At 69.4% G+C, this 11,857-nt stretch carries 11 protein-coding genes; 1 reads left to right on the top strand and 10 read right to left on the bottom strand.

Annotated elements, in window-relative coordinates; translation table 11 throughout:
* Positions 1-139: 139 nt before the first annotated feature.
* The 6 genes from whiA to ABZ420_RS29115 form a co-directional block, all read right to left on the bottom strand.
* Positions 140-1,123, bottom strand: coding sequence for a DNA-binding protein WhiA (gene whiA / locus ABZ420_RS29140; protein WP_043693711.1), 984 nt, complete (start codon positions 1,121-1,123; stop codon positions 140-142).
* Entirely contained in the window at positions 1,114-2,160 is a 1,047-nt protein-coding gene (yvcK, locus tag ABZ420_RS29135; protein ID WP_043693713.1) for a uridine diphosphate-N-acetylglucosamine-binding protein YvcK, read from the bottom strand. Before yvcK ends, whiA begins: the two co-directional genes overlap by 10 nt.
* Positions 2,157-3,137, bottom strand: coding sequence for an RNase adapter RapZ (gene rapZ / locus ABZ420_RS29130; RefSeq protein WP_357129254.1), 981 nt, complete (start codon positions 3,135-3,137; stop codon positions 2,157-2,159). The genes yvcK and rapZ overlap by 4 nt, the downstream gene beginning before the upstream one ends.
* Before the next feature lie 113 nt (positions 3,138-3,250).
* A complete protein-coding gene (uvrC, locus tag ABZ420_RS29125; RefSeq protein ID WP_357129251.1) occupies positions 3,251-5,260 on the bottom strand; it encodes an excinuclease ABC subunit UvrC in 2,010 nt (669 codons plus the stop codon).
* Positions 5,261-5,314: 54 nt separating this feature from the next.
* Positions 5,315-5,743 (bottom strand): hypothetical protein, encoded by a 429-nt coding sequence (locus ABZ420_RS29120; RefSeq protein ID WP_357129249.1) that lies wholly within the window; start codon positions 5,741-5,743, stop codon positions 5,315-5,317.
* A gap of 140 nt (positions 5,744-5,883) precedes the next feature.
* On the bottom strand, positions 5,884-6,573 hold the full coding sequence (locus tag ABZ420_RS29115; protein ID WP_357129246.1) for an HAD-IA family hydrolase: 690 nt from the start codon (positions 6,571-6,573) through the stop codon (positions 5,884-5,886).
* A gap of 211 nt (positions 6,574-6,784) precedes the next feature.
* Here ABZ420_RS29115 and ABZ420_RS29110 point away from each other — a divergent pair, with 211 nt between their 5' ends.
* The gene (locus ABZ420_RS29110) at positions 6,785-8,677 is read left to right on the top strand and encodes a gamma-glutamyltransferase family protein (RefSeq protein WP_357129401.1); all 1,893 of its coding nucleotides are present in this window, start codon (positions 6,785-6,787) and stop codon (positions 8,675-8,677) included.
* Positions 8,678-8,855: 178 nt separating this feature from the next.
* Here ABZ420_RS29110 and ABZ420_RS29105 read toward each other — a convergent pair whose 3' ends face one another.
* From ABZ420_RS29105 to ABZ420_RS29090, 4 genes are read right to left on the bottom strand one after another with little or no spacing between them, the layout of a single operon-like run.
* Positions 8,856-9,395 carry a GNAT family N-acetyltransferase gene (locus tag ABZ420_RS29105; protein ID WP_357129241.1) on the bottom strand — a complete coding sequence of 180 codons (540 nt, stop codon included), beginning with the start codon at positions 9,393-9,395 and terminating at the stop codon, positions 8,856-8,858.
* 56 nt (positions 9,396-9,451) lie between these two features.
* Positions 9,452-9,952, bottom strand: a complete 501-nt coding sequence (locus ABZ420_RS29100; protein ID WP_357129238.1) for a PH domain-containing protein — start codon at positions 9,950-9,952, stop codon at positions 9,452-9,454.
* Between the two features lie 2 nt (positions 9,953-9,954).
* Positions 9,955-10,434, bottom strand: coding sequence for a 6,7-dimethyl-8-ribityllumazine synthase (gene ribH, locus ABZ420_RS29095; protein ID WP_357129235.1), 480 nt, complete (start codon positions 10,432-10,434; stop codon positions 9,955-9,957).
* Between the two features lie 30 nt (positions 10,435-10,464).
* The gene (locus ABZ420_RS29090; protein ID WP_062973658.1) at positions 10,465-11,709 is read right to left on the bottom strand and encodes a bifunctional 3,4-dihydroxy-2-butanone-4-phosphate synthase/GTP cyclohydrolase II; all 1,245 of its coding nucleotides are present in this window, start codon (positions 11,707-11,709) and stop codon (positions 10,465-10,467) included.
* Between the last annotated feature and the right edge of the window lie 148 nt (positions 11,710-11,857).

Raw genomic sequence — 11,857 nt, 5'->3', positions numbered from 1 at the left:
TCGCCGACACGCACCTGGCATTCGCCAGGACGGGATGCCTGGTCAGACGCCCGACCAACACGGTTTCCGCAGTCGAAACGCCGCGATCCCCGCGACTGGCCCAGTCGCGGGGATCGCGGCGAACGTCCGGAGCGCGGGCTCAGGCTTCGTCGAGCAGTTCGGCCGTGACGGCCGATTCGGTGTCCGGAACGCCCAGTTCCTTGGCGCGCCGGTCGGCCATCGACAGCAGCCGCCGGATGCGGCCCGCGACAGCGTCTTTCGTCATCGGAGGGTCGGCGAGCTGGCCGAGTTCCTCCAGCGACGCCTGCCGGTGCTGCACGCGCAGCCGGCCCGCGGCGGCGAGATGGTCGGGCACGTCGTCGCTGAGGATCTCCAGCGCGCGTTCCACCCGCGCCGCGGCGGCGACCGCGGCGCGCGCCGAACGGCGCAGATTGGCGTCGTCGAAATTGGCCAGGCGATTCGCGGTCGCGCGCACTTCGCGGCGCAGCCTGCGTTCCTCCCAGACCATCCGGGTGCCGTGCGCGCCCATCCTGGTCAGCAGCGCGCCGATCGCCTCACCGTCGCGCACCACCACGCGGTCGGTGCCGCGCACTTCGCGGGCCTTGGCCGTGATGCCGAGCCGCCGGGCCGCGCCGACCAGCGCCAGCGCCGCCTCGGGTCCGGGACAGCTGACCTCGAGCGCCGAGGAGCGGCCGGGTTCGGTGAGCGAGCCGTGCGCGAGAAACGCACCGCGCCAAGCGGCTTCGGCATCGGCGATGCTGCCGCCGACCACCTGCGCGGGCAGGCCGCGCACCGGACGGCCCCGCACGTCGAGCAGACCGGTCTGCCGAGCCAGCGCCTCGCCCTCCTTGGAGACGCGCACCACGTACCGGGAGGTTTTGCGCAGTCCGCCCGCGCCGAGCACGTGCACGTCGGAGCCGTAACCGTAGAGCTCGAAGATCTCCCGGCGCAGCCTGCGCGCGATGGACCCCATGTCCACCTCGGCCTCGACGATCACCCGGCCGCCGACGATGTGCAGGCCGCCCGCGAAACGCAGCAGAGCGGACAGTTCCGCCTTGCGGGAACTCACCTGCGACACCGTAAGCCTGCTCAGCTCGTCTTTCACATCGGCTGTCATCGCCACGGGACGCGCTCCTTTCCACCCAACCCGGAACGCACATCCTGGCCCATGTGCCGTCCCTCGACTCGAAGCCCTGCCATTTGCGGCCGAGGTTGCCGGATCAGTTGATCCAGTGCGGCGGCAAGCTTTCCGGGGTGATGCCGGTCCGTTCCCGCTTCGGCGACATCGGAGAACGTTACTCGTGCCCGCAACTGTTCGGCAGCCCTGGCCACATGTTCCCGTTCACGACCCTCCGGCACCGAGCCGGAGTCGACCAGCACCTCATCGACGACGAATTCCGGTGCGTGCTGGGACAATACATGCAAATGCCGCTCCGCGGAGAACCCGGCGGTCTCCCCCGGCTCCGCGGCGAGATTGAGCACGAGGACTTTCCGGGCCCTGGTGTACACCAGGGCTTCCCGTAGCTCCGGAACGAGGACGTGCGGAATCACGCTGGTGAACCACGATCCCGGCCCGAGCACCACGACATCCGCGTGTTCGATCGCCGAGGTCGCCTCCGGGCTGGCCGGTGGGTCGGACGGAATCAGCCGCACCCGCCGCACCTTACCCGGCGTGGTCGCGATGGCAACTTGGCCGCGAATGCAACGGCTCACCCGTGGATCCGCCTCCAGCCCAGACACATCCGCCTCGATGTCCAGCGCGATCGGCGACATGGGGAGCACTCGTCCGGTAATGCGCAACATGCGGGCGACTTCATCGAGCGCGGCGACCGGATCGCCGAGCACCTCGGTGAGCCCGGCCAGGATCAGATTGCCCACCGAATGCCCGGCCAGCGCGCCGGTGCCGCCGAAACGATGCTGGACGGTCTGCGTCCAGACGCCGTCGGCGTCCGCGGCCAGGGCCGCAAGGGCCATCCGGAGATCCCCCGGCGGCAGCACCCCCAGCTCGGCGCGTAGCCGGCCCGAGGAGCCGCCGTCGTCGGCGACGGTGACCACCGCGCAGATCTTCCTGGTCAGCCGCCGCACCGCGGTCAGTGTCGCGTACAGCCCATGTCCACCACCCAGCGCGACGATGCTGGGATTGGATTCCCAACCGGTCATTCGCGCCCCAGGTCTCGATGGACGACCCGGACCACATCGGCGGACTCCTCCGGCCCACCGGTGACCTCACTCATCAACTCGCCCAGTGCCTCGGCAATCGCGACGCTCCGGTGCTTGCCTCCGGTGCAGCCCACTGCGACCGTCATGTATCGCTTCCCCTCTTGGCGGTAACCGTTCGTGGTCAGCTCGACCAGGTGGTGGCAGGTACGCAGATAATCGTCCGCGCCGGGACGCGACAACACGTACTCGCTGACCACCGTCTCCTGACCGGTGTGTTCCCGCAACTCCGGTATCCAATGCGGATTGGGTAGAAAACGCACATCCAACACCATGTCGGCGTCCAGCGGAACCCCGTACTTGAAGCCGAACGACTGCACGGTGAGTTGCAACGCGCTGGGCGCGCCGCCGCCGTAGGCCTCCTCCATCTTGCGGTGCAACTGATGGATGGACAGCTCGGTGGTGTCGATCACCAGGTCGGCGGCGGCCTTCACGGCGGACAGCCGCAGCCGCTCGGCGGCGATACCCGCCGACAACGTGCCGTCCTTGCTCTCGCTCTGGAGCGGATGCCTGCGCCGGGCGAAGCCGAAACGGCGGATCAGCACGTCGTCGGAGGCCTCGAGGAACAGGACCCTGGTGCGTACGCCGAGGATCCGCAGCTGCTCGGTGACCACCGAGAGATCGCCGGTGAAGAACCGGCTGCGCACGTCCATGACCAGCGCGAGACGGCGGATCGGCGGCTTCGCGGACGCACCCAGCTCCACCATCCGCCCGAACAGCTCGGGCGGCAGGTTGTCGGCCACGTACCAGCCGAGGTCCTCGAGTACGCGGGCGGCTGTGCCGCGGCCCGCGCCCGAGAGCCCGGTCACGATCACCACCTCGACCTGCGGATTCGCTCCGCCGACGGCGCCGGACGAAGCCACTCGTCCCGCACTCGTCGGCGGACTGCCCGCACTGCTGTTCGATTCGACGCGTGTCATGTCCTACCGGATCCGTGTCTGGGGTGCCTTCCGATCATCGCGCACCGGTTTCGGTATCGGCCGCAGACACACAACGTACGCGATACCGAAATTTCCGGTGCACTGTCGACTGTCTATTCGGACTCGAGCGCCGCAAGGACCGCTTTCGCGGTCGCCATCCCGATTCCGGGCACCTCGGTGATCTCCTCGACCGTGGCCTGCTTCAGCTTGGCGACCGATCCGAAATGGGTGACCAGCGCGGTCCGGCGCGCCGTGCCGAGCCCCGGCACCGAGTCCAGGGCCGAGGCGGTCATCCGGCGTGAGCGCTTGCTGCGATGGAAGGTGATGGCGAAGCGGTGCGCCTCGTCGCGCACCCGTTGCAGCAGGAACAGCGCCTCGCTGTTGCGCGGCAGGATCACCGGGTCGCTCTCGCCGGGCACCCACACCTCCTCGAGCCGTTTGGCCAGGCCGATCACCGCGACATCGGTGATGCCCAGTTCATCGAGCACCTCGGCGGCCGCGGCGACCTGGGGCGCGCCGCCGTCGACGACGAACAGGTTGGGCGGGTAGGAGAACTTGCGCGGGCGCCCCGTGCGGGGATCGATACCCGGACGGGAGGTGAGGTCGAGCGCGTCGTCGTCGCTTCCGGTCGCGGCGAGATCGTCCTGCTCCATCATGTCGCGCTCACGGCGCAGCTTGAGGAACCGGCGGCGGGTCACCTCGGCGATGCTGCCGACGTCATCGGAACGGCCGTCGCCTGCCGCTTCCCGGATCGTGTAGTGGCGGTAATCGGACTTGCGGGCCAGACCGTCCTCGAAGACCACCAGCGAGGCGACCACATCGGTCCCCTGCACGTGACTGACATCGACGCACTCGATACGCAGCGGCGCGGTGTCGAGTTCCAAGGCGTCCTGGATCTCTTGCAGCGCTTGCGATCTCGAGGTCAGATCGCCCGCCCGCTTGAGCTTGTGCTGGGCCAGCGCCTCCATCGCGTTGCGCTGCACGGTCTCGGCGAGCGCCTTCTTGTCTCCGCGCTGGGGCACCCGCACCTTCACCGCCGAGCCGCGCAGGCCGGACAGCCACTGCTGGACCTGCTCGATATCGGCGGGCAATTCGGGCACGAGCACTTCACGCGGCACCACGGTGGCGAGCAACTCGTCGGCGGACTGCTCGGCCACCGTGACCTGCTCGCCGTAGAACTGGGTGAGGAACTGCTCGACCAGCGCGGCGAGTTCACCGCCCGCCTCCGGGACGTCGACCGCGTCACCCGACTTGTCGACCACCCACCCGCGCTGGCCGCGCACCCGGCCGTCCCGCACATGGAAGACCTGCACCGCCACCTCCAACTCGTCGGCGGCGAAGGCGATGACGTCGGCGTCGGTGCCCGTGCCGAGCACCACCGCCTGCTTCTCCAGCGCGCGGCGCAGCGCTTGCACGTCGTCGCGCAGCCGGGCGGCGGCCTCGAAATCCAGATCTTCCGCGGCGTCGTGCATGCGGCGCTCCAGTTCGCGGACCAACCGATCGGTGCGGCCTGCGAGGAAGTCGCAGAAGTCCTCGACGATGGCGCGGTGCTCCTCGGCACTCACCCGCCCGACGCACGGCGCCGAGCACTTGTCGATATAGCCGAGCAGGCAGGGACGCCCGATCTGGTGGTGCCGCCGGAAGACCCCGTTGGAGCAGGTGCGCGCGGGAAACACCCGCAGCAGCAGATCGAGCGTCTCGCGGATGGCCCAGGCGTGCGCGAACGGACCGAAGTAGCGCACCCCTTTGCGGCGCGCGCCGCGGTAGACGAACAGCCGCGGGTAATCCTCGTTCAAAGTGACCGCGAGCACCGGGTAGGACTTGTCGTCGCGGTAGCGGACGTTGAAGCGGGGATCGAATTCCTTGATCCAGTTGTATTCCAGCTGCAACGCCTCCACCTCGGTGGAGACGACCGTCCACTCGACGCTCGCGGCCGTGGTGACCATCTGCCTGGTGCGCGGATGCAGGCCGGCGACGTCGGCGAAATACGAGTTCAGTCTGCTGCGCAGGCTCTTTGCCTTGCCGACGTAGATGACCTGCCGATGGGCGTCCCGGAATTTGTAGACACCTGGTTCGACGGGAATCGTGCCCGGCGCGGGCCGGTACGTCGCTGGATCTGCCACCCATCCAGCGTATCGACCGCGACCGACAGCCCGGCCGACGGCGGCCGCGCGTGACTATCCGGCCCCCGGGACCCCGAACCACGCCTTGGCTTCCGGGCGGCACAGCAGGTACACGACGGCAGCCGAGGTGGCGAGGGAATACGCCGCCGCGACGATGGCGACGACGGGCGGGACGGTCGCCGAGTCCCTGATCGCCCAGCATCCGACGACCGCCTGCAGGAGTGCCAGCCCGATCGTCAGCTTGCGCACGGCGGGCGCGCCCTCCGCGAATCCGAGCACGAGCAGACCCAGTGCCCACGCCACGCAGAACTGGGTGGACGCCGTGGCGGCCGCGTCGCCACCGCGCGTCAGATTCATCAGCACGGGATAGGCGAGTCCGAATCCCGCCATCCCGGCTACGGCTTCCCGCACATCCCGAACCGCCTCCGGCATGGCGGTTTCCACGCCGACGGACGGCTCCTCACCGGAGAACGCCGAGCTCACAGCCGTACCTCCGTTGGTACCGAACCTTCCGGCACATCCTGCGAATACGCCGGAATCGCACCGTAACACGGTGACATCCCGCGCAACTCGGAGTTCGGCAAATGAACCCAGACGGTCGCGGCGCGGACCGACCGCGCGGGTCAGTCCACGAGACCGTGCCGCCGCAGCGCGGCCAGCAGTGCGTCCGGGCGCTCCCCGGTGGGCAGGGCCTCCACCAGAGCGAATCGGCTGCCCAGGGCCTCGGCGCCGCCGTCGGCCTCGGCGCTGTCACCGATCATCAGCGCCGCCTCGGCGGGCACGCCCAGATCGCGCAGCGCGGCATGGAAGATCTCCGGGTCGGGCTTCATGGCGCCGACCTCGAAGGAGAGGGTGAACGCGGCGACCAGCCGATCCCAGCCGCGCGCCGCGAACGACGGACGGATGTCGAACGGGATGTTGCTCACCACCGCGACCGGAACGCCTTGTGCGGCCAACAGATCGAGGACGGCCTCGGTGTCCGGGTACGGCGTCCACTCCAACGGGTCGAGCAACCGGGCGTACAGCCGTTCGGCGTCCTCGTAGGTCGGCACGCCCGACGTGCGCAGCACCTTCATCATCACCTTGCGATGCAGTGCAGGGTCCAGGTCACGGTGGTCCCACGCGTATTGCGTCTCTTCGTCGAATTCGGCGATATGGTCGACCGGCGCCGTCATCCGCCGCATGATCTCGGCCTTCTCGTCCACGTCGAACGCCCGTCCGTCCGGCCGGGTCAGATCCGCGTACCAGGATTCGTCGGCCTCCAGGCGGAACAAGGTCCCGGAGAAGTCGAACAGCACCGCCTCGATCGCCACCCGGCCAGCCTACCGACCGCTCGCATCGCGCAGCCGGTTCGCGCGGGACGGTCCACACCGGCCCGACCTCGACACACGCTGCGGCCACGGCGATTTCGTCCGTGGGAAGGAAACCGGCGCGGCTGCCGGTGCCTGGGGTTAGAGTCCGGGCATGGGGCACAAGCGAGGAAGTCGGGTCGCCGCCGCGGCGGCGTTCGCACTCACCGTCGGAATGGCCACCGCGTGTTCGTCCGGCGAGAGCCAGGCGGGCGGGGTGTGCGAGACGGTTCCGAACGGCACGCCGGTGACGGCCACCGCGGCGGGACCGGCGGGCGGCGGCACCAAGGATCTCAGCACCAACCCGGAAATAGCGAGCGGCTATCGCACGAACATGACGCCGGTGCGAACGCATACCTTCGCGGTGTCGACGGCGAATCCGGTGTCGACCAAGGCCGCCTGCGAGGTCCTCCGCGACGGCGGCACCGCGGCGGACGCGCTGATCGCGGCACAGACGGTGCTCGGTTTGGTCGAACCGCAGGCCTCCGGCATCGGCGGCGGCGCGTTCCTGCTCTACTACGACGCGAACACCAAGACCGTGGACGCCTACGACGGTCGCGAGGTGGCCCCCACGGCGGCCACCGAGAACTATCTGCGCTGGATCAGCGACACCGACCGCACCGAGCCCAAACCGAACGCGCGGGCCAGTGGCCGATCCATCGGCGTCCCCGGTGTGCTGCGGATGCTCGAGCTGGCGCACCGCGACCACGGCAAGACCGCGTGGCGCGAGCTGTTCGACCCGGCCATCGGACTGGCCGATCAAGGTTTCCCGATCAGTCCCCGCCTCGCGGGGCAGATCGCGGAATCGGCCAAGGACCTCGCCGCGGACGAGGACGCCAAAGCGTATTTCCTCGAGCCGGGCGGCAGCCCGAAGACCGCGGGCACCGTCCTCACCAACCCCGCCATGGCGAAGACGCTCGGCGCCGTCGCCACCGAGGGCGCGCAGGCCTTCTATACGGGCGCCATCGCCCGGGACATCGCCGCGGCAGCGGGCCGATCCTCCGGCGGGCGCACCCCCGGCCTGATCACGACCGAGGACTTGGCCGGTTACCAGGCGAAGAAGCGCACCGCGCTGTGCACGGGCTATCGCGAGCACGAGATCTGCGGCATGCCCAGTCCCTCGTCGGGCGGCATCGCCGTCGCCGCGACCCTGGGCATCCTGGAGAACTTCGACCTGGCCACCATGCGGCCGGACAACATCGACCGCAACGGCGGCAAGCCGAACCCGCAGGCCGTGCACCTCATCTCCGAGGCCGAACGCCTCGCCTACGCCGATCGCAACAAGTACGTGGCCGACACGGATTTCGTACCGCTGCCCGGCAATTCGGCGCAAACCCTGCTGAATCGCGACTATCTGCGGCAGCGCGCCGGGCTCATCGACCCGAACCGCAGCATGGGCACCGCGCAGCCGGGTGACTTCGGCCCCGTGCCGCTCGGCGTGGGCCCGCAACCGCCCGAGCACGGCACCAGCCACATCTCGGTGGTCGACAAGTACGGCAACGCCGCGGCGATGACCACCACCGTGGAGTCGGCGTTCGGTTCGTTCCATCTGGTCGACGGCTTCGTGCTGAACAATCAGCTCACCGACTTCAACGCCGATCCGCTGGGCGCCGACGGCGTGCCGATGGCCAACCGGGTGCAGCCGGGCAAGCGCCCGCGCAGCTCGATGAGCCCGACGCTGATCTTCGGCAAGGCCCCCGACGGCTCGCGCGGCGAGCTGACCCATGTCGCGGGCTCGCCAGGCGGCTCGGTGATCATCCAATTCGTGGTGAAGACGCTGGTCAACATGTTCGACTGGGGCCTGGATCCGCAGCAGGCGGTCTCCGCGGTCGCGTTCGGCGCCGGGAACGGCCCGTCCACCGGTGTCGGCGGTGAGCATCCGGCGATCAACGCCACCGACAACGGCGACCACGACCCGCTCGTGGTGCGGCTGCGGGAGCTGGGCCATCAGGTCTCGGTCGCACCGCAGTCCAGCGGCCTGAGCGCCCTCAAACGCAACGGCGCGGACGGCTGGATCGGCGGTGCGGACCCGCGCCGCGAAGGCGCGGTCCTCGGCGACACCCACTGAATCGGCCCGGTCCCGGGCTCGCTGGGGAGAGTCCCAACGAGCCCGGGCGGCTGACGGCTGACGGCTGACGGCTGACGGCTGACGGCTGACGGCTGACGGCTGACGGCTGACGGCTGACGGCTGACGGCTGACGGCTGACGGCTGACGAGGATCGACATGGCCGCCGGAATAAGGGCGGCTACTTCCTCCGGATCATCGGATACACCACCGGACCCCGACCGATCGGCAGCTCACCCTGCGGCTCGAAACCGAATCGCTCATAGAAGGGCACCGTGCGGCGGGTATTCGAGATGAGGAAGCCGTCCTGCCCGGCCGCCGACAGCCGTCGCTGGAGCAACGCACTCGCCAATCCTCTGCCCTGCGCGCCGGGCAGCGTCCCGATGGCGGCCAGGTACAGATGCGGCGTGGCCGGGCGTGCGCGCTCCATTTGCCGGCCGGCGGCCAGCGCCCGCGCCGCGCTCGGCCCCAAGGCTCGCAGCAAGGTCACCGGCTTCGCCGTCGGCGCCACCACGTCCGCCGGTTCCCACAGCGCCACACAGGCGAGATTGCCCTCCGCGTCGTGCGCGAGATCGACGAAGCCGTTCATCCGGCGCGACGCGATGCGCGAATCCCAGAACAGCGGCAGGGCTTTGCGCCGCCGCGGCGACCCCGGCCAGAAATAGGTCATCAGCGGATCGTCGGCGAAAGCCGCCGCGAGGACGAACGCACCCGGCTCCATACCGGCGAGGCTAGACCAGCTTCCGAGCCCGTGCGAGCGCTGAATGCCGCACCAGCTCACTTGCTCCCGGAATACTTCGCGCCGAGTTCACGCAGCCGAGCCATGGCCCTGGCCGCGTGCTCCTTGTCGTTCGAGCGGATCGCCAGCATCGGGACGTAGTCGTCGTCGACCAATTCCAGGCGCGCCCAAGCCTTCCGGTCCGGGAACGACACGCCGCGGATGTAGTCCCAGGGGAAATCGTTGTCGCCCAAGATGTTTCGCACCGACACGCCGCGAGCGCCGACGCGAACCCGCGGCCTTGTCAACAGCAGTACCGCGGCGGCGCCGAGTACGCCGATCCCGATCATCGCGATCTGATCGGCCACCCGGAAGTTGACGCCCGTCGACCCGCTGCGCAGCCAGACGCCGCCCACGGTGAAAGTGGCCGCGATCAGCACCGCCGCGATCCAGGCCGTCCGCACCGCACGACGGGGACGCACCTCGAACTCCCACTCGGCCCCGTCGCCGGCCGCCGTGGCCGGGCCAGCGTTCCTGCGGAAGATACGGACGACCGGCATCGTCACGCGGACTGTCGCAGGGCGCGCAGGGTCAGCGCGGCGTCCAGCGCCGCGGCAGCCGCCTGCTCGCCCTTGTTCTCTTGGGATTCCGGCAGCCCGGCCCGGTCCAGGGCCTGCCGCTCGTTGTTGGTGGTGAGGACCCCGTTCGCGACCGGCGTGCCCTCGTCCAGCGAAACCCGGGTGAGCCCAGCGGTCACCGCGTCGCAGACGTACTCGAAATGCGGGGTGTCACCACGGATCACCACACCGAGCGCCACCACCGCGTCGTGCGACCTGGCCAGCTCCTGAGCCACCACCGGCAGCTCCATCGCGCCGGCGCAGCGCACCACCGTGACCTGCTGGACACCCGCCTCCTTGGCCACCCGCTCGGCGTTCGCCACCAGGGTGTCGCAGATCTGGGTGTGCCAGCGCGAGGCGACGATACCCAAGGAGAGGTCCTTGGCATCCGCCAGCGCGAAGGTCGGTACCCCGGTACCGCTCATCGATGTCCGCCTTTCGGGTCTGCTCGCAGTTCAGTGCGCCGTCTCGCCGAGATCGAGTTCGTCGAGGCCGATCAGGTCATGCCCCATCCGGTCCCGCTTGGTGCGCAGGTAGCGCAGGTTTTCCGCGTTCGCGCGCAACGGCATCGGCACCCGATCGGTGATCCGCAGGCCATAGCCGTCCAAGCCGACCCGCTTGGCCGGGTTGTTGGTGAGCAATCGCATCGAGCGAAGGCCCAGATCCACCAGGATCTGCGCGCCGGTGCCGTAATCGCGCGCGTCCGCGGGCAGTCCCAGCTCCAGATTCGCGTCGACCGTATCGTGGCCGGAATCCTGCAACTGGTAGGCCTGCAACTTGTGCATCAGGCCGATGCCGCGCCCTTCGTGACCGCGCATGTACAGCACCACGCCGCGCCCCTCGGCCGCGACCATCTCCAGCGCGGCATCCAACTGCGGACCGCAGTCGCAGCGCAACGACCCGAACACGTCGCCGGTCAGGCACTCCGAGTGCACCCGAACCAGGACGTCCTCACCGTCGCTGATGTCGCCGCGCACCAGCGCGACGTGCTCGACCTCGTCGTAGATGCTCTGATAGCCGACGGCCATGAACTCGCCGTGCGCGGTGGGGATGCGCGCCTCGGCGACGCGCACCACGTGCTTCTCGTGCCTGCGCCGCCACGCGATCATGTCGGCGATCGAGATCAGCGCCAGCTCGTGCTCGTCGGCGAAGACGCGCAACTCCTCGGTGCGGGCCATGTGGCCCTCGTCCTTCTGACTGACGATCTCGCAGATCACACCCGCCGGACGCAAACCGGCCATACGCGCAAGATCCACAGCCGCCTCGGTGTGGCCGGGCCTGCGCAGCACGCCACCGTCCTTGGCGCGCAACGGCACCACGTGGCCGGGGCGGGTGAAATCGTCGGCCTTGGCGTCGGCGTCCGCCAGCAGCCGCATGGTGGTGGCGCGGTCGGCGCCGGAGATACCGGTCGTGACGCCCTCACGCGCGTCCACCGAGACGGTGTAGGCGGTGCCGTGCTTGTCCTGGTTCATCGCGTACATCGGCGGCAGGCCCAGCCGATCACAATCGTCACCCGTGAGCGGCACACAGATGTAACCGGAGGTGTAGCGGATCATGAAGGCGACCAGCTCCGGGGTGGCCTTCTCCGCCGCGAAGATGAGGTCGCCCTCGTTCTCGCGGTCCTCGTCGTCGACGACGACGACCGCCTTACCGGCGGCGATATCGGCGACTGCGCGCTCGATGCTGTCGAACCTGGTCACGTCTGTTGTGCTCCATCTCGAAATAGGTGCCTCACCACAGTACTGTGTTCGATTTGCAGCGCCTGCGGCGCTGCGTGTTCGCGGCCCCTTTGTGGCTCGCGTTCGCGCGACCGCCGCTGGCGACTTCGTCGCGGACGCGGCGGTCGCG

It is taken from the genome of Nocardia sp. NPDC005745, assembly GCF_040630775.1.
GTDB lineage: Bacteria > Actinomycetota > Actinomycetes > Mycobacteriales > Mycobacteriaceae > Nocardia.
The sequence above is the reverse complement of the archived record's forward strand: the minus strand, read 5'-3'. Positions and strand labels throughout refer to the sequence as shown.